Here is a 24805-nt window from a genome sequence, read left to right on the forward strand (position 1 = left end):
GCTAGAGGAGCCTGCGCTCCGAGGCCCAGACGGTCAGCTCGTGCCGTGACGACAGCTGGAGCTTCCGCAGCACCGCCGAGACGTGCGTCTCGACGGTCTTGATCGAGATGAACAGCTCGGCGGCGACCTCCTTGTAGGCGTACCCCCGAGCGATCAGGCGCATCACCTCCTGCTCGCGTGCAGAGAGCCGGTCGAGTTCGTCGCTGGCTGTGGCCGTCTCACCAGACACGGCCCCGAAGGCGTCGAGCACGAAGCCGGCAAGACGCGGCGAGAAGACGGCATCCCCGCCGGCCACCGCATGCACGGCCCGGCTCACTTCCCCGCCGGACGAGCCCTTCGTGATGTAGCCGCGCGCTCCGGCACGGATCACCCGCACGACATCGGCTGCGGCATCCGACACGCTCAGCGCGAGGAACCGGGATGCCGTCGGGGCAGAGCCGCGGATGACCGCTTCCCCGCCGCTCGCATCGTCGCCCGCGCCACCGGGCAGGTGCACGTCGAGCAGCACGATGTCGGGTGCTGTGTCTCGGATCACCGCGATCGCCGATGGCACATCGTCGGCCTCGCCCACCACGTCGACGCTCTCATCGAGATCGGCGCGCAGCCCGGAGCGGAAGATCGAGTGATCGTCGACGATCACCACGCGGATGCGGTCAGCCACGGCTGTCTCCTGTCGTCGCGATGCTGAGATGCACCTCGGTGCCGTTCTCGTCGCTGCGCACGCTGCCTGATCCTCCGGCGCGACGCATGCGTCCGATGATCGACTGTCGCACGCCGAGCCGATCGTCCGGCACCTCGGCCAGGTCGAAGCCCGTCCCGCGGTCGCGGATGAAGACGTCGACACCGGCGACGCTGCCCTCGATGTACACCGAGATCTCACCGCCGGCGTGCCGTGCCGCGTTCAGCATCGCCTCGCGGGCCGCCGCGGCGAGCTCACCGCTCGCTCGCTCGGCGGAGAGTCCGGCGGAGACGACCTCGATCCGCACCGGGTAGTCGAGTTCGAGCGCGCCGGCGAGGTCGCGCAGATCGGTCGGGAGGTCGCTGTCGGCCGGCGCATCGCCGTCGTACAGCCACGCGCGCAGCTCGCGCTCCTGTGCGCGGGCGAGGCGTGCGGCCTCGCTCGACGCCCCTGCTCTGTTCTGGATCAGCGCGAGCGTCTGCAGCACCGAGTCGTGCAGGTGCGCAGCCATCTCGCTGCGCTGCTCCTCGCGGATGCGCCGGGTGCGCTCCCCGGCGAGCTCCCGCCAACGGTGGATGAGCGTCGACGAGGCCACCGCGAGCACCCCGGCCAGCGGCAGCAGGGCGAGCAGGAACTCGACGCCGCCGACCGCACGCGCCAGCAGCACCGCGAACAACGCGATCAGCAGCGCCACGGAGAGGATGCGCACGACGGTCGTGTGCCGCGGGCCGCGCGCCGTGTCGGTGCGATCGATCAGCGTCGCCCAGAGTCCCGCGGCGGTGGCGAGCACGACGGCTCCCACCGCGGCGAGGACTGCGGCGGGCTGCGACAGCACGCTGCCCGGCGCGTTCCCGAGCGTCCAGGATCCGACGACGAGCGCCGCGACGGCGGCCGGAGCGAGCAGGATCCACGCGACCGGCACCCGGCGCGAGGGCGCCGCCTCGGCATCCGCCCACGGGGTGAAGACCCAGCACCAGGCGTAGAGGAGCACGCCGGCACCACCGCAGAGCGCGAGCCCGATGAACAGGGCGCGGATCATCCAGACCGGCGCACCCAGGTGCCTGGCGAGCCCCGCACTGACACCGGACACCAGGCACTCGCGGTCCCGCACGAGCGCGGGCCGCGGCGGCGGCGCGACGCGGGTCGGGCGCGCGGAGACGGGCGGCGCGGAGGAGGACATGTCGCAATCCAATCACCCGCAGCACTGCTGAGGGGATTCCCGCGGACAAGATCAGGGGTCGCTCAGGGGTTCACCCCATGGCCGACGGCACCTCCTGACGGACAGTATCGAAGCATGACGATTCCGACAGCGCCTCCGCCTGCCGCCGATGCGACCGAGCCGGCCGCCTCCGACACGACGACAACCGCCCCCTCCCTCCCCGCAGAGCGCTTCTTCCTGTGGGTCTCCGGCCTCGGCGTCGCACGATCCGACGGCTGGCTCGGCGGCGTCGCCGCGGGCATCGCCGCCCGGCTGCGCATCGACCCGCTGATCGTGCGCGGCGTGCTGGTGATCGCCGCCCTGTTCGGACTCCCCGCGATCTTCCTCTACGCCGTCGCCTGGGCGCTGCTGCCCGACGCCGACGGACGGATCCACGCCCGCGACCTGCTGAACCGCGACTACGAGCCGGTGCAGCTCGGCATCCTCGCGATGGCCGCGATCGGGCTGATCCCCACCGCCCCGCTGACCGGTCGACTCTTCGGCCTCGGCTACGAGAGCTGGTCGGCGCTGTCGGTGTTCAGCTGGATCGTCGGGCTGATCCTCGTCGGCGGACTGCTCTTCCTCATCGTGCGCGCTGCGAGCCGCACCCCGGGCGCATCAGCGTCGAGCGTGTCGGTGGCTCCGACCGGCTCCGCGGCCCCGGACGCATCCGCGCCCCTCGGCGGTTCGGGTACCGCCGAGGGCGCGGATGCGACACCGCAGGCCCCGTTCTCCGCCGTCGCTGCTTCCGGCTCCCACCCGTACCCCGAGGCGTCGCCGGTACCCGCCCCCGAGCAGTCCGCTGCCGACGCACGACCTGCCGCACCGACGCCGCTGCCCTCGGGCACCACCGACCCCGCGGAGCTCGCGGCCTGGCGTGCGCAGCATGCGGCCTGGCGTGCACAGGATCAGGCCTGGCGTCGGCAGCAGCAGGATGCCGAGCGCGCTGCCCGCGAGCAGGCCCGCCGTGAGCGGCAGGCCGTCGGCGCGACCTTCGCCGCCGAGGCCGCTGAACGTCGCCGCGTGCGCCGCGCGTCGAAGCCCCGCGCGAGCTTCGCCCTCGTGGCATCCGTCATGGGACTCGCGCTCGCCGTCGGTGCTGGCGTCGGGCTGACCGGCGGCCCCACGTCTGCGGCCCTCGGACTCCTCTGCGCGGCGCTCGTGCTGGCCCTCGGGATGATCATCGCCGGACTCCTGCGCCGACGCAGCGGTTTCCTCGCCTTCCTCACCGCGATCACCCTCGCCGGCGGGCTGACCGCAGGATACGTCGCGACGTTCGACGACCTCACCTTCGGATGGGCCTCGGTGTCGAACAACGAATCGCAGCACGTGCAGCAGCCGTTCGGCGATCTCAGCATCACGCTCACGCCCCACGCTGGCGGGCCGCGTCCGATCGTGGTCGACAAGGGGTCGGGCAACACCTGGATCGACCTGCAGCCGGGGGTCGAGCTCCAGCTGGATGCGACCGTCGGGACCGGCACCGTGAGCTGGATGCGCATCGAGCCGGACACGGGCACCGTGCTCGACTCGGGCATCTGGCCGCTGGTCGGGCAGAACGACGGCACCCAGACCGCGTCCGCGACCACAGCAGCCGAGAACACGGCGGTCACGACGCGGCAATCGGTCACGATCGCCCAGACCTCGGGCGACGTGTTCGTCACGATCTACGAAGCAGCGGAGGAAGCACGATGAGCACCGAGATGACGCCCCCGGCGGCACCCGCCGACGAGACGACACCGATCACCGAGACGTCATCGTCCGACGACTCGGCACCGTCGGACGCTGCCGAGTCCCTGCCGGCACCGCCCGCTCCCCTGGCAGCTCCTGCAGCATCCACCTCGGTCGCCGCCGAACCCGCCGCACCCCGCGTGCGCGGCGCCGCCATCATCTGGGGCCTGCTGTTCGCGGCCATCGCGTTCGCCGGCATCTGGACGCTCACGGGCGACGACCGTCGCTCGGCGGCCGCCGATGCCATCACGACGCTCACACCCGGGACAGCCGTGGCCCTCGGGCTGCTCGCACTCGGGGTGCTCGTGCTCGTCACCGGGGCCGTCGGACTCATCCGCCACGCCCAGCGCCGCGCCGCGGCCTCGCGGGCCTGACACAGGTGCGCCGCCCGGCGCCGGATACCCTGGACCACATGGCGACTCAGGGACGGCGACCGGCGCGGCGCACCACCGGCGGCCCTGCACGCCAGGGCAGGCAGCAGGGCAAGGCACAGAGCAGAGGAGCGCAGCCGAAGGGCAAGCGGGCTCCGGCGAAGGCCAAGGTCGTCTTCGACGCCCCGAGCGACGCTCCCGAAGAACCCCGCGTGTTCCGACTCGCCACGGTCCCCGGCACGACGCCGGGCAAGTGGATCGACGCCTGGAAGCAGCGGATGCCGCATGTGCGACTCGAGCTCGTGCCCGTCGAGGCCGGTGACCGGCACGGCATCCTCGCCGATGTCGACGCAGCGCTGCTGCGCCTCCCGCTCGCGGACGACAGCCTGCACATCGTCGCGCTGTACGACGAGGTGCCGGTCGTGGTCGCCGCCGCCGACTCGCATCTGCTCGCGGTCGACGAGCTCTCGATCGCCGATCTCGCCGGCGAGGTCGTGATCGTGCCGTCCGACGACGTGCTCGGTCCGATCGACCTGCCCGGCACGACGCCGGCTGCGTTCGCGCCGCTGCCGACCGCCGAAGCGATCGTGACCGCGGCATCCGGTGTCGGCATCGTGATCGTGCCGATGTCACTCGCACGGCTCCACCACCGCAAGGACGCGGGACACCGTCCCCTGCTCGACGGCCCCACCTCCACGGTCGCCCTGGTCTGGCCCCGCGAGCGCACCACACCGGACGTGGAGACGTTCGTCGGCATCGTGCGCGGCCGCACCTCGAACTCCTCGCGCTGAGGGCGCGCAACTCGGGCGTCACGGGGCGTCACCGGCTTTCTCGGCAGCCTCCGCCCCTCGGTAGAATCGCCTGATGGGTTCGCTTCTCTACGTCTGCGTGCGCCCGGAGCGCGGCGCGGCCGACGCGGAGCACGCGTCCTTCCGCCGGGCACTCGGTGCCGACGTCGTCGACCGGCTCGACCTGCTCGACGGACCGCTCGACCCCGCCCGCCTGCGCGGCTACCGCGGCATCGTCGTCGGCGGCTCGCCCTTCAACGTCAGCGACGCCGAGAAGATCCCGGAGCAGCTGCGGGTCGAGGCCGACCTGCGCACGATCGCCCAGCGCGCGATCGACGCCGAGATCGCCGTGTTCTTCACGTGCTTCAGCATCGGCGTAGTGACGCGGATGCTCGGCGGCGACGTGACGACCGAGACGCCGGAGGCCGCGAGCGCCACCGTGATCCGCACGACGCCGGTCGGAGCATCCGATCCGGTCTTCGGCCCCAGCTCCCCCGCGCTCACCGTGTTCACGGCGCACAAGGAGAGCTCGGCCGCGCTGCCTGCCGGTGCCGAGCTGCTCGCGACGAACGACGACTGCCCCGTGCAGGCCTACCGCGTCGGCACGCACCTGTACGCAGCCCAGTTCCACCCGGAGCCCACGCCGCGCGACTTCGCCGATCGGATGACGTTCTACCGCACGACCGGATACTTCGATCCCGACGAGTTCGACCACGTGCAGGACCGGGTGCTGTCGGCATCCGTCACCGAGGGCACCGCACTGCTGCGCCGATTCGCCGAGACCTTCGCCTGAGCAACCGCCAGCGGATCAGTCCGATGCGCCGCGCAGCAGCTCGACGCGCTCCCGCAGGTACGACTCCAGCGGCATGAACCCGCCAGCCGCGCTCCAGCGCACCGATGGGACGCCGTCGATCGACGAGAGCGGACCCGATGCGCCACCGGCATCCACCGCGTCGACATCGATGACGCTCCACCCGACGTGCACGACCGCGCCCTCGTCGAACCCGCCGCGCAGGGCCTCCTCGCGTCTGGCCGCCCGCTCACGCGCAGATTCGGCCGTGTAGCCGCGGCGACCGGGATCGGCCGCACGCAGCACCTCAGCGGTCGCGAGCGCGTGGGTGTCGGTCAGCAGGAGCACACCCAGGTGCCAGGCCTCCCCGACCCGCACGATGCGCCGACCCCGCCAGCGGGAGTCGCGCTGCTCGCCCAGCCCCTCCTTCGGGGCGCCGGCGAGATCGTGCACAGCCTGCGTCAGCAGAGCGGATGCTGTCATGGCAGTCCTCCTCGCGGCGCTTCGCGCCACCCTCCAGCGTATCCACTCGCCGCGGCGATTCGTCCGTCGGAGCGCTCGCACGGCAGAATCGAGGAACACCCCCGAGGAGCATCCATGTCTCAGCCCGACACCGCACGTCTTCTGATCGCCTGCGATGACCAACCAGGCATCGTCGCGGCAGTCGCAGGGGTGCTCGCCGCCCACGACGCGAACATCATCTCGCTGGATCAGCACTCGACGGACTCCGAGGGCGGCCGGTTCTTCCAGCGCACGGTGATCCACCTCGACGGGCTCGCCGCAGCGCGCACCGCACTGGAGGCCGATCTCGACGTCGTGGCGCAGCGCTTCGGCATGGAGTGGTCGCTGCACGACACCGCTCGTCGCAAGCGCGTCGCGATCTTCGTGTCGAAGTACGACCACTGCCTGATGGAGCTGCTCTGGCGCACGCAGCGCGGCCAGCTCGACATCGACATCACGATGGTCGTGTCGAACCATCCAGATCTCGCCGAGGCGGTGCGATCCTTCGGCGTGCCGTTCGTGCACATCCCCTCGGGCGACAAGCAGCTCATGGAGGAACGGCAGCTCGATCTGCTGCGCGGCAACGTCGATCTGGTCGTGCTCGCCCGCTACATGCAGATCCTCACGGACGACTTCATCGAGCGCCTCGAGGCACCGGTCATCAACATCCACCACTCGTTCCTGCCGGCCTTCATCGGCGCGAACCCGTACGCCAGGGCCAAGGACCGCGGCGTCAAGCTCATCGGCGCGACCGCGCACTACGCGACCGCCGACCTCGACGAGGGGCCGATCATCGAGCAGGACGTCACGCGCGTCACGCACGCCGACTCGGCCGCCCAGCTGCAGAGCCGCGGCGCCGACGTCGAGCGTCAGGTGCTCGCGCGCGCCGTGCAGTGGCATGCAGAGGACCGTGTGATCGTGCACGGGCGCTCGACCGTCATCCTGTAACCCCGCGGCCGGCCGGACCGCTCAGGCGGAGAATGCTCCGGCTGAGACCACGTCCACCGCGAGGCCACGGGATGCCGCAGCGAAGCGGGCATCGTTCGTCCAGAGCTCCCGGCATCCGGTCAGCTGTGCGGCGGCGAGGTGCAGCGCATCCGGCGTCTTCAGTCCGTGCCGCGCTCGCAGTTCGGCAGCGTGCAGGAACGCGGTCTCGTCGAGCTCGAGATGCACCATGCGTTCGTAGGCGGACAGGAATCTCGAACGCGTCTCGAGATCGCCCTCCCGCAGCGGCTTCACGAGACACTCGTGCAGGACGAGCGGGCTCGCCGCGATGCGGTCTTCTGTCCGAGCCAGCGCCTGTCGAACGCGATCGCCGGTCTCCCCGCGGTCCTCGAGCGCGTAGATGAGGATGCAGGCGTCGAGGTAGATCACTCCCAGGCGTCCCTGAGTTCGCGGATCTGCTCCTCGATGTCGGCCGAGGAGCGGGCGAGGCGATCCGGAAGCGGATTCGCGTCGATCCACTCCACGAGCGCCGGTCCGGTGAGCGGCAGGTCGACCGCGGTGATGGGTGTGATCTGCGCCACGGGAATCCCCCTGTTCGTGATGAGAACTTCGACACCCGAACGCGCATCCGCGATCAGGCGGGACAGATTGTTCCGCGCATCGAGCACGCTGTATGTCGACATGACGACATGTTAGCCAGGTACCTGGCTAGGCGAAAGACTCACTCCACAGGCACTCCGGCGACGAGTTCGGCGAATGCCTCAGCGGCCGTGCCCGAGCGCGCGAGCGGGGCGGCCTGGCCCATCCACAGCGACTGCAGCTCGCCGAGCTCCTGCTGGCCTGCGGCCGTGCGGAAGCGCCCCGTGAGCCAGTTCTGCATCGGGAACTGCGCGATCGTGCCGCTCGCCTCGATCGCCCGCACCGCGCGATTGCGCACGCCGCGTGCCAGCCGTCCGCTCATCGCCTTCGTGAGCACCGTGCCGTCAGCGGGAGTGCGGCGGATCGCCTCGCGGTGCGCGTCGTTCACGGCGGACTCGGCCGTGACGAGGAACGCCGTGCCGACCTGCACCGCCTCGGCGCCGAGCGCGAAGGCGGCGGCGACTCCGCGGTGGTCCGCGATGCCACCGGCGGCGATCACCGGCACGTCGACCGCATCGACGACCTGCGGCACGAGCGCGACGGTGCCGACGAGCGAGTCCTCGGCCGGGCGCATGAACGAGACTCGGTGTCCGCCCGCCTCGAAGCCGGTCGCGACGATCGCGTCGACACCGCCGTCTGCGAGTGCGACGGCCTCGGCGACGGTCGTCGCGGTGCCGACGACGCGGATGCCGCGGCGATGCGCCTCCTCGACGACCTCGCCGGAGGGCACGCCGAACACGACGCTGAGCACCGCCGGTGCGACCTCCCAGATCGCCTCGAGCTGCTCCTCATGCGACGGGATGTAATGCTCGGGCCGAGCGGGCATCTCGACACCGACGGCGTCGTAGAACGGCTGCAGCGCCTGCGCGAAGATCATGTGCTGTGCGTTCGGGACGACCTCGTCGCCGGTCGGCACCCAGATGTTGAGTGCGAACGGGCGCGAGGTGGCTGCGCGCAGCTCAGCGCCGGTCTGACGGATCCGGTCGCCGTCGTAGCCGTAGAGTCCGAACGATCCGAGGCCGCCCGCGTCACTGACGGCCGCAGTGAGCGGTATGGAGGACAGCCCGCCGAACGGGCCGAGGACGATCGGATGCTCGATGCCGAACAGCGCACGCAGATCACTCATGCTTCGAGGCTACGCCCGGCTGCGGACCCCGCGGTCGAGCGTGACGACGTGCCGCCACCGGCCATCCACCCAACGCCCGGTGCTACCCTCGCAGGAGAGAGGGAGACGCACATGAGCGAGTGGTTCGGGCAGATGCTGAGCATCATGCTGACCGCGCTCGGTCTCGTCTCGGTGCCGGATGCCGCGGCCCTCGGCCTCGCGATCGCGCTGATCGCGGTCACCGCGCTCACGCTCGCCATGGTGCTGAGCCTGCGTCAGGCCACCGGCAGCAGCGCGCCGCATCCCTGGCGCGCCATCGATGTCTCCACCATCCTCTCGCAGAGTGATCCGGATGCCGCCGGGCACCCGCGTCCGCGAGCGCCGGGAGTCGCGACCGCCGCGTAGTCCTGTCGACGGAACCTCCGTTCCGACCGGGATCGCGCGGCATTCGCCGACCCTTCCCGACCTCTCGAACGGACACTCCCATGGACCCCTTTGCCTTCCCACCGCTCACCGCCCTGCTCGACGCCGCCTATGGCGCTCTGGCCGGCCTCTCCACCCTGCTCGAACCCTTCGCCGGCGGCGCGGCGTCCGCTGCAGCCGTCATCCTCGTCACCCTGCTCGTGCGCGCACTGCTCATCCCCGTCGGCTTCTCGCAGGCCAAGGCCGAGCAGACCAGGGCCCGCCTCGCTCCCCGGCTGCGCGAACTGCAGCGCCGACACAAGAAGAACCCGGAGCGGCTGCAGCGCGAGACGCTCGAGCTGTACCGGTCGGAGAACACCTCCCCGTTCGCCGGGATGCTGCCGGTGCTCGCGCAGGCTCCGGTGGTCGGCATCCTCTACACGCTGTTCATCCGCCCCGAGATCGCCGGGCATCCGAACGACCTGCTGACCCACGACCTGTTCGGCGCTCCGCTGGGGACGAGCCTGGTCTCCGCGCTGTTCGGCGGCACCGCGACGCCCGCCACGTTCCTGGTCTTCGGGGTGCTGCTCGCGATCATGATCGCCGTGGCCGAGGTCACCCGTCGCGTGTTCCGCCCGGCGCCGGTCGAGGGCGACTCCCCGCTGAACTCGCCGACGATGCTGCGGGTGATGAGCGCGATGCACTACCTGACCGCCGTGTTCGCGGCGTTCGTGCCGCTCGCCGCCGCGCTCTACCTCACGGTCACGGTGATCTGGACACTCGTGCAGCGCGCACTGCTGCGTCGGCGCTACCCGCTGCCGACTGCTGCAATGGCCGCGGCCCCCGCCCCGAAGCGCGTGAAGGCCTGACGAGAGGGTCCGAACCGGTCAGTCCGGGAGCGGAATCGGCGCGGTGAAGACACCGGGCGGATCCTCGTCGTCGTCGCGTGCGGCATCCGCGCGGCGGCGACGGCGGATGCCGAGGGTCGTCCCGACACTCGCGGCGACGACCAGGGCGATCGCGAGCATCCGCAGCGGCGTCGCACTCTGGCCGAGCACGAGCCACCCGGCGAGCGTCGCGAATGCCGGCTCGAGGCTCAGCAGCACCCCGAACACGCGCTCGGGCAGGCGGCGCAGCGCCGCGAGCTCGAAGCTGTACGGGATCACCGACGACAGCACCGCGGTGATCGCAGCGAGCAGCAGGAGCTGCGTGTCTCCGGCGACCGTGACGGCCGCCGGCACGCCCATCGGGATCAGGAGCACTGCCGCGATGACGAGTCCCATCGCGAGACCGCCGGCGCCGGGGATCAGCGTGCCGACGCGTGCGCTCATGCGGATGTACATCGCCCAGAACGCCGCGGCGATCAGGATGAAGACGATGCCGAGCGGATCCAGCGGCTCGGCCCCGAGCAGCCCGTCGACCGCGAGCAGCGCCATGCCGATCAGCGCGACGCCGACCCACACCGCATCGGCCAGGCGACGCGTGAGCAGCGCGGCCAGCACGAGGGGCCCGAGGAACTCGATCGCGACGGCAGGGCCGAGCGGGATGCGGTCGATCGCGGCGTAGAAGAAGCCGTTCATGGCGGCCAGCGAGACGCCGAAGAGCACGGCGGCGATCCACTGCTGCTTCGTCCACCGGCCGGGGCGCGGGCGCACGATGACGACGAGCAGCAGTGCCGCGATCGCGACACGGAGCGAGGTCACGCCCCACGGCCCGAGCACCGGGAACAGCTGAGCCGCGACGGCGGCGCCGAAGGGCAGCGACAGGCAGGAGCCGATGACGAGCGCGACGCCCGTGAGAGAACGGGACGACGCGGACTGCTGCACGTCTCTCAGCGTGAGGCATCAGCCCCTGCCGCGTCCAGTCGACACACCCCGATGCCGGGTGCCGGCCGGCACCCGGCATCGGATGCTCAGAGGTGCTTGCCGCCGGTCACCGGCAGGATCGCTCCGGAGGTGTACGAGGACTCGTTCGAGGCGAGGTACACGTACGCACCGGCGAGCTCGGCTGGCTGGCCGGCGCGCTCGAGTGGCGTGTCCTGCCCGAAGGTCGCGAGGCGCTCGGCATCCCACCCCGTCGCCGGGATGAGCGGCGTCCAGATGGGCCCTGGTGCGACCGCGTTCACCCGGATGCCGCGTGGGCCGGCCTCTTCCGCCAGCGCCTGCACGAACGCGACCTGCGCTGCCTTCGTCATGGCGTAGTCGATCAGACCGGGCGAGGGGTTGTACGCCTGCACCGAGGAGGTGACGATGATGCTCGCACCGGCCTCGAGCAGCGGATAGGCGGCACGGGCCGAGTGCACCATGCCGACGAGGTTCGTGTCGAAGACTCGTCGCATGTCGTCGGTGCGGAGGTTCTCGAAGCCGTCGATGTCGTGCTGGTACGCGGCATTGAGCACGAGCACGTCGAGTCCGCCCAGCGCACGTCGCGTCTCGGAGACGACGGCGGCGGCGAAGTCCTCATCGCGCAGGTCGCCGGCGAGGCTCACCGCGGTGCGGCCGGCTGCTCGGACGAGCTCGACCGTGGCATCCGCATCCTGCTGCTCCTCCGGCAGGTGCGCGATCGCGACATCCGCGCCCTCGCGGGCGAAGGCGATCGCGACGGCTCGGCCGATGCCGGAGTCGCCGCCGGTGATCAGGGCCTTCCTGCCCTCGAGACGACCGCTGCCGACGTAGCTGGACTCGCCGTGATCCGGCCGTGGCGTGGTCCGCTCGGTGAGGCCCGGCTGATCCTGCTGCTGGTCGGGGAAGCCCTCCGTGCGGTGGGCCGTGCGGGGGTCGGGAGCGGTGTCGGTCATCGGTTCGCCTCTCGTCGCGTCGGAGAGGTCGACGATGCCGCACCCGCCTCGACATGCGAAGGGGGTTGACAGCCCGGAGGGCGCTCCCGGATCTGAGTCGCGTCTGCTCCGGGGTGTGCTCCGGGTCAGCTCGGGACGGTGATGTGCACGTCGCCGGCGCCGACGGAGTCGCCGTTCTCGGCGGGTTCCGGCACGAGGTAGAGGCCGCTCGGGGCGTTGGCGGTGAAGGCCAGGGCCTCGATCCAGGCCCGGTTGATCGCCGGCTGACGGCTGCCGAAGTACTTGAACACGAGCGAGCTGCCCGGCTGCACCCAGACCGTGACGCGTCCGCCGCCGACGCTGGCGTCTTCGCGCCAGCTGAACGGGAACGGCTCACCGCGACGGAGCTTGGCCGTGATCACGAGCTGGAGGTGCGTGAGCGCACGGTCCTCGATCTCGGTCTTGACGCCGCCTTCGTAGACGAACTTTCCCATGTGTCCCACTCCTCGGATCGATTCAGTCCTGGTCCGACAGGGCTGTCGGAATCGTCCCTCTCAGTAGAGTATTCCTCCGTTCCGCCAAATCGGGTACTCCGGTCGCCGTGCGGGGTCACCTGTGCGCGCTCCGTCATCGGTTTTCTGCCGTGACGCAGCGCGGAAGTCAACCCCTTCCTCGGCATCCGCGAACCCGCCTAGGCTCGGAGCCACACTTTCCGGGAGGCGAGCACGCATGACTGACGAGACGACCGAGGGCTATACCCCCACCACGACCCACGCCGAGTTCGGCGCGGGCAACCCCCGCCTGCGCATCACGCGCGACGACGACCGCACCGAGTTCGCGCTCGACGTGGACCTCGTGCGGATCGGGTCGGCCGAGGGCAACGAGCTGCGCATCGCGGACACCGATCCGCTGCACGCCACGATCCAGCACGACGACCGCGACGAGTACGTGCTGACGCTGCACGGCGAGGGCGAGCGGAGCGCAGCAGGCAGCGCAGACGCCACGCACCCCGGCGAGGACACCCAGACGCTCCGCACCGGTGCGCAGTTCACCGCCGGCCCCTGGAGCTTCGTGTTCGCCCGCGACGAGTCGGCGGACCACGGCCGCCCGTTCGGCGGACGCAAGGGCGGCGAGTTCAACGACCAGCGCCTGCAGCCGCCGCGCCCGGACTACACGGATGAGGCAGCGGCATCCGAGACCGCCGAGTCCGGCGCCCCGCAGGGCGAGGCCGCCCCTGACGACTACGAGCGCTGACGACCGCTGACGGACCGGACCTCGTTCCGGTCGCGATTCGTGCCGCCTGCAGAGCATGCAGGCGGCACGAACTGCGATCGGAGCCGGATGCCGGTGCGTCAGCCCTCGTGCGAGGGGAACACCGGCGGGCGGCGCTCGGCGAACGCGGCGAGGCCCTCGCGGGCATCGTCGCTGTCGAACGCCTGCTGACCGAGCGCTGCCTCGCGCACGAACGCCTCGCCCTCGGGAAGATCGGCGAGCTCGCGGACCGCGCGCTTGACCGTCGCGATCGCGGTGCGGCTGCGCGACAGCAGATCCTCCGCCACCGACACGGCGGTCGACTGCAGTTCGACGGCCGGCACGACCTGATTCAGGATGCCGTAGCGCGACGCCGTCGCGGCGTCGATGGTCGTGCCGCGCAGCATCAGGTCCATGGCCCAGGCGTAGGGGATCTGCCGGATCAGGCGAACGAGCGTGCCGCCGGCCGGCACGACGCCGACGCCGGTCTCCGGCAGCGCGAACTGCGCCCCCTCCGACGCGATGCGGATGTCGGTCGACAGCAGGATCTCGAAGCCGCCGCCGAGGCACAGGCCGTTGACCGCGGCGACCACCGGCTTGTCGAGCGTCGAGTGCTTCTGGTGCGCGGCATCCCACTCGCTGATGTCGAAGCGGCCCTCCGTGAGCGCAGGGATCGACTCGCCGAGGTCGGCGCCGACGCAGAACGCCCGCTCCCCTGCGCCGGTCAGGATCGCCGCGCCGATGCGGGCATCGTCGCGCACCTCGGCGAACGCCTCGCCGAGCTGCTCGTACATCGCGAGCGTGAGCGCGTTGAGCTTCTCGGGTCGATCGATCGTGATGACGGCGAGCGCGCCGTCGCGGTCGAGACGCACGCCTCCCATCAGATGGTCCCCGCAGTGCGCAGGGCCGCGATCTCCTCGGCCGCGTACCCGAGCAGATCGCGGAAGACCGCGTCGGTGTGCTCGCCGGTGTCGGGCGCAAGGCCGCGAGCGCGCGGGGGCGTGCGGTCGAGCTTGACCGGCGAGCCGAAGGTGCGCAGCGGTCCGTAGCCCTCGTACTCCGCCTCGACGACCATGTCCCGCGCGGCGATCTGCGGGTCGGCGACGACCTCGGCGATGTCCTTCACGGCGCTCAGCGGCACGAGGTCACCGGCCAGCGTCTCGAGCTCGGCCTTGGTGCGTCCGGCGAACCAGCGCTCGACCATCGGCTTGACCTGCTGCGCGTAGACGACGGCGTCGAAGCGGTCGGCCATCCGGTGCAGGTCGGGGTTGGCCGCGTAGTCGTCGGACGAGCCGAAGGTCTCGCAGGAGATCTTCCAGAACTTGTCGGTATAGCCGCCGAAGAAGACGTAGCCGTCCTGGCACGCGAACAGCTCGTAGGGGCGGACGAAGGGATGCTGGTTGCCGAGCGGCACCGGCACGACACCCTCGGTCGTGTACGAGACCACCGCGTTCTCGGTGAGCGTGAGCACGGAGTCCTGCTGCGACACGTCGACGAGCTGTCCCTCACCGGTGCGCTCGGCATGACGCACGGCCGCGAGCACGCCGATCACGCCGTACAGGCTGGCGGCGAGGTCGCCGATGATCGTGCCGACGCGCGTCGGCGGGCCGCCGGCCGGACCGTTCATCGACCAGAGCCCGCCGGTCGCCTGGGCGCTGTTGTCGTAGGCGGGGCGACCGCGATACGGGCCCGTCTGCCCGTAGCCGCTGAGCGCAGCGTAGACGAGGCGCGGGTTGATCGAGCGCAGGTGCTCGTGGCCGAGGCCGAGACGGTCCATGGTGCCAGGGCGGAAGTTCTCGACGAGCACGTCGGCCTTCGCGACCAGCCGCTCGAGGGCCGTCCGCCCCTCCGGGTGACGGAGGTTCAGCGAGACGCCGAGCTTGTTGCGGTTGTACTGCGCGAAGAAGCCGCTGAAGCCTTCGCCGCCCTCGCGCTCGAGGAGCGGAGGGAAGGTGCGCGTGTAGTCGGGGTCGTCGGGGTGCTCGACCTTGATGACGGTCGCGCCGAGGTCGGCGAGGATCATCGAGCAGTAGGGACCGGCGACGACGCGAGTGACGTCCACCACCACGACGCCGGCGAGGGAGCCGGGACCGGCATCCATCCCGCCCAGTGCTTCCAGTCGGGCGCGGAGCTCGTCATCGATCATCGTGGGATCCCTTCTGCGACGCGCGCTCCGGCGTCGATGGTGGAGCGGCGATGTGGTCGTCGCTCCAGCTTTCCAGCGCGGCCATCGCACGGATATGTGCCGAAGACACATATGCACGGGGGCGTTCCGGGTCGATGCGACCATACCGCGGCCACGAGCGCCCGAGGAACGGCTCAGCGCCCGGGCACGAGTCCGATCCGCAGCGGCGCGCCCCGTTCGGATGCCGCGGCGAGCGCCGCATCGATGTCGGCGAGCGGGCGCACAGCACCGACGGCATCCGCGAAGGGATATGCACGACCGCGGCCGGCCAGGAACGCGACCGCCTCGGCGAGCTCCGCGCCGGTGTAGTTGTGGACACCCGCGATCGTGACGAGCCGCCGCACGATGCTCTCGGCGTCGAACGGCACCGGGTCGGCCGGGAACACGCTGCCGACCAGCACCACCATGCCCCCGACTGCGACGCCCTCCAGCGCATCCGTCACGGCATGTCCTGACGCCTCGATCACCACGTCCGGCTCGCGATCGAGGCCCTCTGCGCCGAACCGGGCGGCGAGCGCCTGGCGCTTCGGGTTCGGGTCGCGCACCTCGACGTCGGCGCCGAACTCGGCAGCGATCGCCGCCGCCGAGAGTCCGACGAGTCCGGCGCCGTGGATGCGGACCGCAGCACCTTCGAGGTCCCGCCACCGCGCAGCGCGGGCGACCGCGGCCCAGGCAGTGGCGGTCGCGCACGACGCCGGCGCGAGCACGGATGCCGGCAGCGCCTCGGGCACCCGAACGATCGCCGTGCCGGCGCGCAGCTGCATGTGACTGCCGAACGCGCCGGTCAGATCGCCGTGCGCGCCGACCCGATCGTGGCCGTACTTGCCGAGCGTGCGGCACTTCTGCGGCATTCCGCGCAGGCACCGGTCGCAGCTCGCGCAGGAGACCGTGATCGACCAGACCACGCGGTCGCCGATCCGCAGCGGACTCCCGTCGACCCCGAGCGCGCCGTCGTCGCCGATCGCGATCACGCGCCCGACGCTCTCGTGGCCGAGCACGAGCGGCGTCGGCGCCGTCCGGCGACCCTGCACGGTGTGCACGTCGGAGCCGCAGATCGTCGACATCTCGATCGCGACCAGCACGTCGCCGTCACCGAGCGCGACGCCGGGCACCGCGATCGTCTCGTGCGGGTGATCGACGCCGGTCCACACCATCGCCGTGGCCGCCGGCCGCAGCGTGACGTCACGTCGATGGCCTGGAGGGCGGATCAGCAGCGTGCCCATGTCGTCGACCAGCTCAGACAATCACGGCAGCGCCGGACACCACAGCGCCGAGCAGTCCGCGCTCGGCGAGGGCGGCCCGCAGACCGGTGACGTCGCTGAGCACGGCATCCGCGCCGGCGGCGCTCAACGCAGCACGATCGTGTGCACCCGTGAGTACGCCTGCGACGAAGCCGGCACCTGCACGGCGCCCGGACGCGATGTCGCTCGTGGTGTCGCCGGCGACCGCGACCGCGCCGACCGAGGAGGTCTGCGTGCGCAGGAGCGCCGTCAGCACGAGGTCGGGCGCAGGACGACCTCGTCCGGCGTCCACCGGCGACAGCGCGAGGTCGACGAGGCCGTGCCAGCCGAGGCCGTCGATGAGCGCGTCGCGGGTGACCGGGGCGAAGCCGGTGGTGAGGGCGACCGCGAGGCCGGCATCCTTCAGTCCCTGGATCGCATCGGCCGCGCCGGGGATCTCGGACACGCCCTGCTCGGCGACGATCTCGGCGTACGCGTCCTCGAAGGCGGCGGTCGCCCGCGTAGCCGCAGCGACGTCGCCACCTGCGAGGTGCGTGAAGACGTCGATCTTGGACTGGCCCATGGTGACGCGCACGTGGTCGAGCGCCTCGTCCCACGGCATCCGATCGGCGACGCCGGTTCGTTCGGCAGCGCGCTGGAACGCCTGCTCCACGACACCGTCGTCGAGCACGGTGGTTCCGGCCATGTCGAGCACGACGAGTTCGATCGAGGCGAGGTCGAGAGGAGTGGTCATGATGTTCCTTCCATTGCGGGTGCCCACCCGAAGGCGGCGGTGAGATTCTCTTCAGCGAGCCCCAGACCCGTGGTCATTCCGATGCCGGTGGTCGCGGCGAGCACCAGCGCCCCGTCGTCGCCCCGTTCGACGAGGAACTCCGTGGAGCCCTTCGCGTAGACGCCCTGCCAGCGCTCCAGCACCCGCGGAGCCGGCATGTCGAACAGTGCCTCTGCCTCCGCGAGGAAGGCGGTGAACGCCGCCTCGGACTGGAACGGCGAGGTCGTCGTCGCTGTGGCGTGCGAGTCGCCGATGATGAGCGAGCCGTCAGGCAGCTGCGTGTACATCTGGTTGAGGTCGAGGGCCGCGAGGTCGGGCCGTTCGGCGTGCAGGCGTTCGCGCAGACGTGCGGTCAGCTGCGCCGTCTCCGGGGCCTCTGCGAAGCGGCCGTAGCGCACCATCGACCAGCCCGTCAGCAGCGGGGCCGGCAGCGGATGCCGCAGGCTCACCGCCGCGCGCATCATGTCGAGGGCGCAGCGCTGGATGCCGCGGCGCTCGGCGATCTCCGGCAGCAGCTGGTCGATGTCGTGGTTCACGGCGACGACCGTGTGCCCGGCGGACACCGCACCGCGCGTGGTCTCGACCTGCCCTGCCGCGAGCGCGGTGACCGCAGTGCGGAACCGGAACTCGACGCCGAGCGCCGCGAGGTGACGGACGATCGCACCGGCGGCCGCACGCGGATCGGTCTGCAGGTCGGTCGCGATGTGCGCACCGCCGAGGATGCCATCGCGCCGCAGCGGGGCCAGGCGCAGCAGCTCGTCCGCATCCAGCATCCGGATGCCGCCGCTCGGGTTCTCGTGGAGGGACGCAGCCTCGAGCACCGCGAGTTCATCGACATGTCGCGCGGCGACGAGCGTGCCCGATTCGCGCAGCCAGAACCCGGCATCGGCGGCGAGCCGCAGCCAGAGCTCACGGGACCGGTCGGCGTAGCGCCGGGCGTCACCGGTCTGCGCGCCGATGCAGAGGTGCCCGAAGTTGCGGATCGTCGCGCCGCTCGGTCCGTCGGTGCGGTCGATCACGATCACGCGCAGCCCGCGGCGCACCGCCGCGTAGGCCGCGCCGAGTCCGACGATCCCGGAGCCGACCACGACCACGTCGGCCGTGGCATCCGTTCCATGCACTGCAGCGTTCATCGGAACACCTTCCGCATCCACATCGCGAGGCCCTCGACCACCAGGACCGTGACCAGGATCATCAGCACGATCGCCGTGACCGTCTCGTAGCGCGAGCCCTGACTCGCGTTCAGCAGGTAGTAGCCGACGCCTCCACCGCCGACGATGCCGAGGATCGTCGCCGCACGGATGTTCGTGTCGAGCATGTAGAAGCTGTGCCCGACCAGTGCCTGCATCCCCTGCGGCACCGTGGCCGAGGTGTAGGTCTGCAACCGGGTGGCGCCGACGGCGCGCAGCGCGCGCTCGGGGCCTCGGTCGACCTCTTCGAAGGAGTCGGCGATGAGCTTGCCGAGGAGTCCGATGCCGCCGATCGCGAGCGCGATGACACCGGCCTGCGGCCCGAGCCCCGTGATCACGACGAGCACGATCGCGAGGATCAGCTCGGGGATGCCGCGGATGCCGACGAGGAGGAACCGGGCGATGCCGCGGGCTCCCCTGCTCGGTGCGACATTGCTCGCGGCGAGCGACCCGAGCACCAGCGACGGCAGCAGGGTCAGCACGGTCGCGGCCAGCGCGATCGCAACCGTGTCGCGCATGGCGGTGAACATGGCCGAGGCGTCGTAGTTGCCGAAGGAGGGCGGCCAGAACTTCGCGGCGGTCTCGGGGAGCTTGGCCCAGAAGGTGACGAAGTCCATCCAGTTGATGTCGCTCACCACGACACTGCCCAGCACGACCAGCACGGCGATGCCGCCGGCGGTGGTGTTCCGCACACGCTGGGCGGTCCACGGTCGGCGCACCGCGGTCTGCGGGCTCGCGGCCCAGGCCCGACCATTCGCCGCGGCTTCGCGTTTCGCCCGCAGGCGCGGGTGCACGATGCGGTCCATCCACGATCGCGTCTGGCGTTCCTGGCCGAGCATCGCGCCGCGCACCAGGCTCGACACGATCTCCATGACGACGCAGAGGATGAAGATGACGAGCGCGATGCCGAGGCCCTTGCCGTAGTTCAGCGCTTTGAAGGCGTACGACATCTCGAGGCCGAGGCCCGCGACGCCGACGTAGCCGAGCACGACGCTGCCGCGGAGGTTGATGTCGTTGCGGTGCAGCACGGTCGCGACCCAGCTGGGCAGCACCTGCGGCAGGATGCCGGCGCTGAACTCCTGCATCTTCGAGCCGCCGGCTGCCCGGATCGCGAGGCGAGGGCCTTCGTCGATCTGCTCGATCGCGTCGGCGAACATCTTCGAGATCATGCCGATGGAGTGGATGCCGATCGCCAGGATGCCGGGGAGCGTGCCGAGTGAGAACATCAGCACGAACGCCATCGCGAGCACGACGTCGGGGAGGGCGCGGGTGAGCACGCCGATGAAGCGCGCCGCCGCACGCCAGCCGTTGCCCGGCGTGGTGTTGGAGGCTGCGAGATACGCGATCGGCACCGAGAGCACGGCCGCGAGCAGCGTGCCGACCAGCACGAGGCCGACGGTCAGAGCGATCAGCCACGCCAGGTCGCCCGGCTCGGGAAAGGAGAGCCCGCCGACGCGAGCCATGAAGTTCTCGGCATTGCCCCAGCTCTGCACCATGGCGGGGATCGAGATGCCGACCTCGTTGACGGCGAGGATGCCGAGCACGACCAGCGCGATGAGTGTGAGGGATGCCGCGATGCGCTCAGGCGAGATCGGACGCTTCGGTGCGCGGTCGCCGACCGGGGCGGATGCCGTGCCGCCGCCGCCGCTCCCCTGGGTGCCCGCGCCGCCGCCGTGGGTCGCTGAGCCGCCGCCCTGGGTGCCCGCGCCGCCGCCCTGGGTCGCTGAGCCTGTCGAAGCGCCACCGACGACCGTCATGAGACGTGCACCTGCGTCGATGCATCCGCCAGCTCCATCGCGACCGCTGTGATCTCGGCGGTGGTGGTGGCGACGCGGCCGTAGATCTCCATGACCTCGGCCTTGGTGAGGTCGCCGGTCGGGGTGTCGAGCACGACCGCGCCATGGCGGAGGCCGACGATGCGGTCAGCCCAGGAGATCGCGAGGTCGACCTGGTGCAGGCTGCAGACGACCGTGAGCCCCTCGTCGGCCGCGATCTCGCGGATGAGTGCCATGACCTGGTCGCTGGATTCGGGGTCGAGCGAGGCGACCGGCTCGTCGGCGAGCAGGATGTCGGGCTTCTGCATGAGCGCGCGGGCGATCGCGACGCGCTGCTGCTGTCCGCCGGAGAGGGTGTCGCTGCGCTGGTATGCCCGGTCGAGCAGGCCGACGCGGTCGAGGTGCTCGAGGGCCTGCAGCTTCGCGGCCTTCGAGTAGCCCCAGAGGCCGAGGCGCGGACCGCGCACGCGGGAGAGCGAGCCGGTGAGCACGTTCTCGAGCACCGTGAGCGATGGCACGAGCTCGAACTGCTGGAAGATGAACCCGACGCGGCTGCGCAGCGATCGCAGCGCGCGTCCGCGCAGCGCCGGCACCGAGGAGCCGAGCACCTCGACGCTGCCGGACGTGGGCAGCTCCAGACCGTCGAGGTGGCGCAGCAGAGTGGACTTGCCCGACCCGGAGAGTCCGAGCAGCACGACGATCTCGCCGCGCGACACCTCGAGCGAGACGTCGTCGAGGGCGGTCGTGGAGCCGAAGGTCTTCGTCACTCCGCTCAGGCGGACGAGGGCGTCGGTGGCCGAGTTCATGGGTTCTCCTGGAAAGCGGTCGGTGTGGTGCGGGATGTGCAGTGCGGCCATCCGACAGGCTCAGGGACCCAGTCGCTCATTGCGAGCTCCTGGGCCACCGAGCCTGTCGGGGTGGCGAGAGGCGAGACCGTGCTCAGGCCATCAGGCCTTGCACTGCTCCGCTTCGGTCTCCTTGCAGATGTCGCGGATGAGGTCGTAGTAGGCGTCGTCGACCGGCTTCGTGGCGTAGAAGACACTGCGGAACGCGTCGGTGTCGGCGCCGTCGATGCCAGCGGCGATGATGTCGTCGATCGTGATCTCGGAGAGGCCGTCGATCAGCGTCTTCGAGACGTCATCGGGAAGCGTCGACGAGTAGACCAGCGGAGCGCCGGGCACCATCGTCTGGTCGATGACCTTCACGGCATCCGACTTCTCGACCTCGGAGTCCTCGGCGAATCCGACCTCGCACTCGACGCCCTCGCCGACCTTCTGCACGCTCACGTCGTGCTTGCCCGCGAACACCGGAGTGATGTCGGTCTTCGGGTCGATGCCGGCCTCGAGCAGGTTGTACGACGGGAAGAGGTAGCCCGAGGTGGAGGACGGATCAACGAAGCAGACCTTCTTGCCCTTGAAGTCCTCGATGCTGGAGATGTCGCTGTCCTTGGGGACGATCGCCTGCGAGTAGTAGCCGGGCTCCTGGCCCTCGTCGGTGACGATCGAGGAGATCGGGGTGAGCTTCGCGCCGTTGTTGGTGGCGGTCACGTAGGTGAAGCCCGAGAAGGAGGCGACGTCGACCTTGCCGGCGACGGCTGCCTCGATGAGGGCCGCGTAGTCGGTGGACTCGTGGTACTCGACGGTCTTGCCGGTGATCTCGGCGATGTAGTCCATGAGCGGCTGGTAGTTGGTCTCGGTGTCGACCGAGTCCGGCACGACGCCGAAGACGAGCGTGTTCTCGTCGACCGCGAAGCCGCCGGCGGCCGACGACGACTCGTCGGAGCCGGGGGTGCTGGTTGCATCGGCAGCACCGGAACAGGCGGCGAGGCCGAGGGCGAGGAGCGCGACGCCCGCGAGGGCGGGCAGAGCACGAAGCTTCATGAGGACCTTTCAGAGGTGGGAGGGGTGATCCACGGAAGACTCTGTCAGGCGAAGGGCCGAGAAATATACCTAACTCGGAAGAGTTCAGGGCTCGTTCACCAAGCATTTCCTTGGATGAACACTGCGCGAATGCGGGTCCGCGTCGGGAGCTGGGCAAGTAATGTACCTATGTGACCGAAGCTGTCTACACCCAGATCGCCGATGACCTGCGGCGGGAGATCGCGGCCGGCGCCCTGCGCCCAGGCGACGACGTGCCCACTGAGGCGGAGCTGGCCGCGCGCTGGCAGACCTCTCGCGGGCCGATCCGCAATGCGCTCGCGGCGCTGCGGGCCGAGGGGCTGATCGAGACCAGTCGCGGCAGGCCGGCGCGCGTCGTCGCACGCAAGGCGAGTCAGGCGGTCGACGTATCGGTGCCGTTCACGCGCTGGGCGCGAGATCTCGGGGTGACGCCGGGTGCCCAGACGCAGGAGCTGAGCCTGCGGCGGGCCGGCGATCACGGTGCGGCACTCGGCGTCGGACCGGACGACACGATCGTGAGCGTGGTGCGGCTGCGGCTGCTCGATGGTCGCCCGACCATGCTCGAACGGCTGTTCTACACCGAGGCCGTCGGGCGGCGATTGTTCGAGGTCGATCTCGATGCGGTGTCGATCACGGAGTATCTGGGTTCGCAGGGGCATCCGATCGTCGGTCTGCAGCACGTGATCGATGCGGTGGCGGCGGATGATCAGGATGCCGCGTTGCTGCGTGTGCCGCAGGGCACGCCGATCCTGCGGTTGAGCCGCACATCGCGGGACGCGGACGGGGTGATCTTCGAGGCGTCGGAGGATCGCTATCTCAGTGAGGTCGTGCGGTTCACGGTGGCCGCATCCGGCATCTCGACCGACGGACATTACATGCGCGCAGTCGGTACATGACGACCGAATTCGAGCACGCAGCATTGTGCACGTAAAGTCGAATCGATCGACAATGCATTCTGGGGGGTCTGCTGATGGGCATGCGTGCGGCCTACACGCTGGTGGATGAGCTGACGCTGGATCGACTCGTGTCGCTCGCGCCGGAGGTTCTGGTGTCGACGCTAGAGGATCTCGAGTCCGGCGGGGCGCCGACCGTGTACCTCGACAAGATGTGGGACGGGCTGCACTTCCTGCTCACGGGCGCGTCGGCGGCTTCGCCACGCGACGACGACCCGCTGAGCGAATCGATCGTCGGCGTGCACGTGTTCGGTGGCGATGATTTCGTCGGCTGCACGGAGAACGATGAACTGCTCGCGATCATCGAGGCGCTCGATGCATTGGATCGGGATGCGGTGATCGATGCGGCGGACTTCACGACGTTCGCGGATGCCGGCATCTACCCGAACATCTGGCACGACGACCCCGCGGTGCTGCGTGCCGAGCTGGCTGCAGCGTGGGATGCGTTGGACGGAGTGCACCGTCGCGCCGTGGACGAGGGCAAGCACCTCGTGATCAGCATCTTCTAGCGCAGCAGCGCGGGCCGGCCCAGCAGCAGCGCCGGTCGAACGCTGATCATGGATCGACTGTCACCGTTCACCGGCCGCCCGACACAGCGCACCACGCGTTGCCCGTTGCCTGTCGCCGGTTGTCGGGCGCCGGCCGCCGGTCTCGCTGGTCTCGCCGGTTTCGCGATTCTCGCCGGTCTCGCCGGTCTCGCCGTTCTCGCTGGGCGTCGAGCGTTGGGGCCGGGAGTGCCCAGCGCAGGATTGCGCGCACTGCAGGCGTGGGTGCTACCCGGTGAGTGCGTGGGTGAGTGCGGGCTGTGGGGTTCGCCATCGTTGTGCGGGGTCCCACCAGGCTGGTCCGCGCACCTGGGGTGTGCCGTTGTCCATGCGGATCTCCCACCCACTCGTGTCGAGGGTGCGGTGGTGATGCCAGCACAACGCGACCCCGTTATCGGTATGGGTGGGCCCGCCGCGTGCGTGTTCTTGGACGTGGTGGATCTCGCACCATGACGCGGGGACGTGGCAGCCGGGGATGAGGCATTCCTTGTCGCGGAGGGTGATCGCCCGTCGTTGCGGGGTGGTGAAGATCCGGTCCGTGACGCCGATGCCGATGATGCGCCCTTCGGGGTCGAACAGGACCCGTTGGATCGTCCCACCGCACGCGGTGTGCCGGGCGGTCGCGACCGAGACAGGGGTGTCGATGCCGTCCACATGCGCCCACCCGCGCCCGGTCGCATAGTCCTCCGCCCGGACGGACACGATCAGTGTCGGCGCCGCACCACCCAGCTTGGGCATCTCGTCATGGCGGGCCGCGATCCCGAGGATCGCCGCGAACGCGTCGTGCTGCTTCTGCGGCCGAGTGCGGGTGTCGACCATCCCACCCGCATCCCCCGACGGCAGCACATCATCGTCCTGCCGCACGTCGGCGCCGGACTCGGACCAGCCACTCGCACTGTCGCTGTCGCTGCCGCTGCCGCTCTCACTCTCACTGCCACTCTCACTGTCACTGTCGACGAACCGCACCCCGGGCAGGGGCGGCCCGTCGACTTTCGGGTTCAGGTAGGCGTCGAACTGGCGTTGCAACGCCCCTGCGGTCTCCGGGAGCAGGTCCCCGTGGATCGGGACCAGGC

General features: G+C 70.6%; 28 protein-coding genes. 10 read left to right on the top strand and 18 right to left on the bottom strand.

From position 1 onward, the window contains the following. Position 1 precedes the first annotated feature (1 nt). Together V7Z82_RS09640 and V7Z82_RS09645 are read right to left on the bottom strand one after the other, a co-directional pair. The gene (locus V7Z82_RS09640) at positions 2 to 661 is read right to left on the bottom strand and encodes a response regulator transcription factor (RefSeq protein ID WP_334150676.1); all 660 of its coding nucleotides are present in this window, start codon (positions 659 to 661) and stop codon (positions 2 to 4) included. Next, positions 654 to 1859 carry an ATP-binding protein gene (locus tag V7Z82_RS09645; protein ID WP_334150679.1) on the bottom strand — a complete coding sequence of 402 codons (1206 nt, stop codon included), beginning with the start codon at positions 1857 to 1859 and terminating at the stop codon, positions 654 to 656. Before V7Z82_RS09645 ends, V7Z82_RS09640 begins: the two co-directional genes overlap by 8 nt. 114 nt (positions 1860 to 1973) lie before the next feature. Here V7Z82_RS09645 and V7Z82_RS09650 point away from each other — a divergent pair, with 114 nt between their 5' ends. The 4 genes from V7Z82_RS09650 to V7Z82_RS09665 all read left to right on the top strand — a co-directional run bounded on the left by V7Z82_RS09650 (position 1974) and on the right by V7Z82_RS09665 (position 5557). After that, on the top strand, positions 1974 to 3569 hold the full coding sequence (locus V7Z82_RS09650; RefSeq protein WP_334150681.1) for a PspC domain-containing protein: 1596 nt from the start codon (positions 1974 to 1976) through the stop codon (positions 3567 to 3569). Then, entirely contained in the window at positions 3566 to 3979 is a 414-nt protein-coding gene (locus V7Z82_RS09655; RefSeq protein ID WP_334150685.1) for a hypothetical protein, read from the top strand. The genes V7Z82_RS09650 and V7Z82_RS09655 overlap by 4 nt, the downstream gene beginning before the upstream one ends. Positions 3980 to 4017: 38 nt before the next feature. Next, positions 4018 to 4767 (top strand): LysR family transcriptional regulator substrate-binding protein, encoded by a 750-nt coding sequence (locus V7Z82_RS09660; protein WP_334150687.1) that lies wholly within the window; start codon positions 4018 to 4020, stop codon positions 4765 to 4767. 73 nt (positions 4768 to 4840) lie between these two features. Continuing rightward, positions 4841 to 5557 (top strand): glutamine amidotransferase-related protein, encoded by a 717-nt coding sequence (locus tag V7Z82_RS09665; RefSeq protein ID WP_334150690.1) that lies wholly within the window; start codon positions 4841 to 4843, stop codon positions 5555 to 5557. Positions 5558 to 5572: 15 nt separating this feature from the next. Here V7Z82_RS09665 and V7Z82_RS09670 read toward each other — a convergent pair whose 3' ends face one another. Further along, positions 5573 to 6037, bottom strand: a complete 465-nt coding sequence (locus tag V7Z82_RS09670) for a glutaminase (protein WP_334150692.1) — start codon at positions 6035 to 6037, stop codon at positions 5573 to 5575. 114 nt (positions 6038 to 6151) lie between these two features. Between V7Z82_RS09670 and purU the strand changes: the two genes are divergently transcribed. Then, complete coding sequence (gene purU, locus V7Z82_RS09675; RefSeq protein WP_334150695.1) at positions 6152 to 7003, top strand: formyltetrahydrofolate deformylase; 852 nt, start codon at positions 6152 to 6154, stop codon at positions 7001 to 7003. A 21-nt stretch (positions 7004 to 7024) separates the two neighbouring features. Here purU and V7Z82_RS09680 read toward each other — a convergent pair whose 3' ends face one another. The 3 genes from V7Z82_RS09680 to V7Z82_RS09690 are packed head-to-tail and all read right to left on the bottom strand — an operon-like array spanning position 7025 to position 8765. After that, positions 7025 to 7429: a type II toxin-antitoxin system VapC family toxin gene (locus V7Z82_RS09680; RefSeq protein ID WP_334150697.1), complete on the bottom strand. Its 405-nt coding sequence runs from the start codon at positions 7427 to 7429 to the stop codon at positions 7025 to 7027. Further along, positions 7426 to 7683, bottom strand: a complete 258-nt coding sequence (locus V7Z82_RS09685; protein WP_334150700.1) for a type II toxin-antitoxin system Phd/YefM family antitoxin — start codon at positions 7681 to 7683, stop codon at positions 7426 to 7428. Before V7Z82_RS09685 ends, V7Z82_RS09680 begins: the two co-directional genes overlap by 4 nt. A 38-nt stretch (positions 7684 to 7721) precedes the next feature. Further along, the gene (locus tag V7Z82_RS09690) at positions 7722 to 8765 is read right to left on the bottom strand and encodes an NAD(P)H-dependent flavin oxidoreductase (protein WP_334150702.1); all 1044 of its coding nucleotides are present in this window, start codon (positions 8763 to 8765) and stop codon (positions 7722 to 7724) included. 111 nt (positions 8766 to 8876) lie between these two features. On the opposite strand from V7Z82_RS09690, the gene V7Z82_RS09695 reads away from it, so the two are divergent. Beyond that, positions 8877 to 9149 carry a DUF6412 domain-containing protein gene (locus V7Z82_RS09695; RefSeq protein WP_334150704.1) on the top strand — a complete coding sequence of 91 codons (273 nt, stop codon included), beginning with the start codon at positions 8877 to 8879 and terminating at the stop codon, positions 9147 to 9149. Between the two features lie 80 nt (positions 9150 to 9229). Next, the gene (locus V7Z82_RS09700; protein WP_334150707.1) at positions 9230 to 10015 is read left to right on the top strand and encodes a YidC/Oxa1 family membrane protein insertase; all 786 of its coding nucleotides are present in this window, start codon (positions 9230 to 9232) and stop codon (positions 10013 to 10015) included. Positions 10016 to 10033: 18 nt separating this feature from the next. On the opposite strand, the gene V7Z82_RS09705 is transcribed toward V7Z82_RS09700, so the two are convergent. The 3 genes from V7Z82_RS09705 to V7Z82_RS09715 form a co-directional block, all read right to left on the bottom strand. Further along, positions 10034 to 10972: an EamA family transporter gene (locus V7Z82_RS09705; protein WP_334150709.1), complete on the bottom strand. Its 939-nt coding sequence runs from the start codon at positions 10970 to 10972 to the stop codon at positions 10034 to 10036. Positions 10973 to 11058: 86 nt separating this feature from the next. Next, a complete protein-coding gene (locus V7Z82_RS09710) occupies positions 11059 to 11943 on the bottom strand; it encodes an SDR family oxidoreductase (RefSeq protein WP_334150712.1) in 885 nt (294 codons plus the stop codon). A gap of 125 nt (positions 11944 to 12068) precedes the next feature. Further along, positions 12069 to 12416 carry a DUF7882 family protein gene (locus V7Z82_RS09715; RefSeq protein ID WP_334150714.1) on the bottom strand — a complete coding sequence of 116 codons (348 nt, stop codon included), beginning with the start codon at positions 12414 to 12416 and terminating at the stop codon, positions 12069 to 12071. Positions 12417 to 12651: 235 nt separating this feature from the next. Here V7Z82_RS09715 and V7Z82_RS09720 point away from each other — a divergent pair, with 235 nt between their 5' ends. Continuing rightward, the gene (locus V7Z82_RS09720; RefSeq protein ID WP_334150716.1) at positions 12652 to 13176 is read left to right on the top strand and encodes an FHA domain-containing protein; all 525 of its coding nucleotides are present in this window, start codon (positions 12652 to 12654) and stop codon (positions 13174 to 13176) included. Between the two features lie 98 nt (positions 13177 to 13274). Here V7Z82_RS09720 and V7Z82_RS09725 read toward each other — a convergent pair whose 3' ends face one another. The 8 genes from V7Z82_RS09725 to V7Z82_RS09760 form a co-directional block, all read right to left on the bottom strand. Beyond that, positions 13275 to 14054: an enoyl-CoA hydratase/isomerase family protein gene (locus tag V7Z82_RS09725; protein WP_334150719.1), complete on the bottom strand. Its 780-nt coding sequence runs from the start codon at positions 14052 to 14054 to the stop codon at positions 13275 to 13277. Next, on the bottom strand, positions 14054 to 15319 hold the full coding sequence (locus V7Z82_RS09730; RefSeq protein ID WP_334150721.1) for a CaiB/BaiF CoA transferase family protein: 1266 nt from the start codon (positions 15317 to 15319) through the stop codon (positions 14054 to 14056). Before V7Z82_RS09730 ends, V7Z82_RS09725 begins: the two co-directional genes overlap by 1 nt. A 173-nt stretch (positions 15320 to 15492) precedes the next feature. Continuing rightward, positions 15493 to 16602 (bottom strand): alcohol dehydrogenase catalytic domain-containing protein, encoded by a 1110-nt coding sequence (locus tag V7Z82_RS09735; protein ID WP_334150724.1) that lies wholly within the window; start codon positions 16600 to 16602, stop codon positions 15493 to 15495. Next, the gene (locus V7Z82_RS09740; RefSeq protein ID WP_334150726.1) at positions 16595 to 17332 is read right to left on the bottom strand and encodes an HAD family hydrolase; all 738 of its coding nucleotides are present in this window, start codon (positions 17330 to 17332) and stop codon (positions 16595 to 16597) included. The genes V7Z82_RS09735 and V7Z82_RS09740 overlap by 8 nt, the downstream gene beginning before the upstream one ends. Then, positions 17329 to 18504, bottom strand: a complete 1176-nt coding sequence (locus V7Z82_RS09745; RefSeq protein ID WP_334150728.1) for a TIGR03364 family FAD-dependent oxidoreductase — start codon at positions 18502 to 18504, stop codon at positions 17329 to 17331. The genes V7Z82_RS09740 and V7Z82_RS09745 overlap by 4 nt, the downstream gene beginning before the upstream one ends. Further along, positions 18501 to 20318, bottom strand: a complete 1818-nt coding sequence (phnE, locus tag V7Z82_RS09750; RefSeq protein WP_334150730.1) for a phosphonate ABC transporter, permease protein PhnE — start codon at positions 20316 to 20318, stop codon at positions 18501 to 18503. Before phnE ends, V7Z82_RS09745 begins: the two co-directional genes overlap by 4 nt. Continuing rightward, a complete protein-coding gene (phnC, locus tag V7Z82_RS09755) occupies positions 20315 to 21142 on the bottom strand; it encodes a phosphonate ABC transporter ATP-binding protein (protein WP_334150733.1) in 828 nt (275 codons plus the stop codon). The genes phnE and phnC overlap by 4 nt, the downstream gene beginning before the upstream one ends. A 141-nt stretch (positions 21143 to 21283) precedes the next feature. Beyond that, positions 21284 to 22216, bottom strand: coding sequence for a phosphate/phosphite/phosphonate ABC transporter substrate-binding protein (locus V7Z82_RS09760; RefSeq protein WP_334150735.1), 933 nt, complete (start codon positions 22214 to 22216; stop codon positions 21284 to 21286). A 170-nt stretch (positions 22217 to 22386) separates the two neighbouring features. On the opposite strand from V7Z82_RS09760, the gene V7Z82_RS09765 reads away from it, so the two are divergent. Together V7Z82_RS09765 and V7Z82_RS09770 are read left to right on the top strand one after the other, a co-directional pair. Continuing rightward, entirely contained in the window at positions 22387 to 23130 is a 744-nt protein-coding gene (locus tag V7Z82_RS09765) for a GntR family transcriptional regulator (RefSeq protein ID WP_334150737.1), read from the top strand. Between the two features lie 74 nt (positions 23131 to 23204). Beyond that, a complete protein-coding gene (locus V7Z82_RS09770) occupies positions 23205 to 23696 on the top strand; it encodes a YfbM family protein (protein ID WP_334150739.1) in 492 nt (163 codons plus the stop codon). 264 nt (positions 23697 to 23960) lie between these two features. Here the strand turns inward: V7Z82_RS09770 and V7Z82_RS09775 are convergent. After that, on the bottom strand, positions 23961 to 24805 hold an 845-nt coding region (locus V7Z82_RS09775; RefSeq protein ID WP_334150741.1), incomplete at its 5' end, for an HNH endonuclease signature motif containing protein.

This window comes from Microbacterium sp., from assembly GCF_036823965.1.
Classification (GTDB): domain Bacteria; phylum Actinomycetota; class Actinomycetes; order Actinomycetales; family Microbacteriaceae; genus Microbacterium.

Bases quoted from the DNA above. Each gene is read 5' to 3' on its own strand.
- V7Z82_RS09690 (WP_334150702.1), bottom strand. From the start codon at position 8,765: ATGAGTGATCTGCGTGCGCTGTTCGGCATCGAGCATCCGATCGTCCTC.
- V7Z82_RS09710 (WP_334150712.1), bottom strand. From the start codon at position 11,943: ATGACCGACACCGCTCCCGACCCCCGCACGGCCCACCGCACGGAGGGC.
- V7Z82_RS09700 (WP_334150707.1), top strand. From the start codon at position 9,230: ATGGACCCCTTTGCCTTCCCACCGCTCACCGCCCTGCTCGACGCCGCC.
- phnE (WP_334150730.1), bottom strand. From the start codon at position 20,318: ATGACGGTCGTCGGTGGCGCTTCGACAGGCTCAGCGACCCAGGGCGGC.
- V7Z82_RS09645 (WP_334150679.1), bottom strand. From the start codon at position 1,859: ATGTCCTCCTCCGCGCCGCCCGTCTCCGCGCGCCCGACCCGCGTCGCG.
- V7Z82_RS09740 (WP_334150726.1), bottom strand. From the start codon at position 17,332: ATGACCACTCCTCTCGACCTCGCCTCGATCGAACTCGTCGTGCTCGAC.
- phnC (WP_334150733.1), bottom strand. From the start codon at position 21,142: ATGAACTCGGCCACCGACGCCCTCGTCCGCCTGAGCGGAGTGACGAAG.
- V7Z82_RS09660 (WP_334150687.1), top strand. From the start codon at position 4,018: ATGGCGACTCAGGGACGGCGACCGGCGCGGCGCACCACCGGCGGCCCT.
- purU (WP_334150695.1), top strand. From the start codon at position 6,152: ATGTCTCAGCCCGACACCGCACGTCTTCTGATCGCCTGCGATGACCAA.
- V7Z82_RS09720 (WP_334150716.1), top strand. From the start codon at position 12,652: ATGACTGACGAGACGACCGAGGGCTATACCCCCACCACGACCCACGCC.
- V7Z82_RS09715 (WP_334150714.1), bottom strand. From the start codon at position 12,416: ATGGGAAAGTTCGTCTACGAAGGCGGCGTCAAGACCGAGATCGAGGAC.
- V7Z82_RS09730 (WP_334150721.1), bottom strand. From the start codon at position 15,319: ATGATCGATGACGAGCTCCGCGCCCGACTGGAAGCACTGGGCGGGATG.
- V7Z82_RS09745 (WP_334150728.1), bottom strand. From the start codon at position 18,504: ATGAACGCTGCAGTGCATGGAACGGATGCCACGGCCGACGTGGTCGTG.
- V7Z82_RS09770 (WP_334150739.1), top strand. From the start codon at position 23,205: ATGGGCATGCGTGCGGCCTACACGCTGGTGGATGAGCTGACGCTGGAT.
- V7Z82_RS09650 (WP_334150681.1), top strand. From the start codon at position 1,974: ATGACGATTCCGACAGCGCCTCCGCCTGCCGCCGATGCGACCGAGCCG.
- V7Z82_RS09695 (WP_334150704.1), top strand. From the start codon at position 8,877: ATGAGCGAGTGGTTCGGGCAGATGCTGAGCATCATGCTGACCGCGCTC.
- V7Z82_RS09760 (WP_334150735.1), bottom strand. From the start codon at position 22,216: ATGAAGCTTCGTGCTCTGCCCGCCCTCGCGGGCGTCGCGCTCCTCGCC.
- V7Z82_RS09725 (WP_334150719.1), bottom strand. From the start codon at position 14,054: ATGGGAGGCGTGCGTCTCGACCGCGACGGCGCGCTCGCCGTCATCACG.
- V7Z82_RS09655 (WP_334150685.1), top strand. From the start codon at position 3,566: ATGAGCACCGAGATGACGCCCCCGGCGGCACCCGCCGACGAGACGACA.
- V7Z82_RS09670 (WP_334150692.1), bottom strand. From the start codon at position 6,037: ATGACAGCATCCGCTCTGCTGACGCAGGCTGTGCACGATCTCGCCGGC.
- V7Z82_RS09665 (WP_334150690.1), top strand. From the start codon at position 4,841: ATGGGTTCGCTTCTCTACGTCTGCGTGCGCCCGGAGCGCGGCGCGGCC.
- V7Z82_RS09685 (WP_334150700.1), bottom strand. From the start codon at position 7,683: ATGTCGACATACAGCGTGCTCGATGCGCGGAACAATCTGTCCCGCCTG.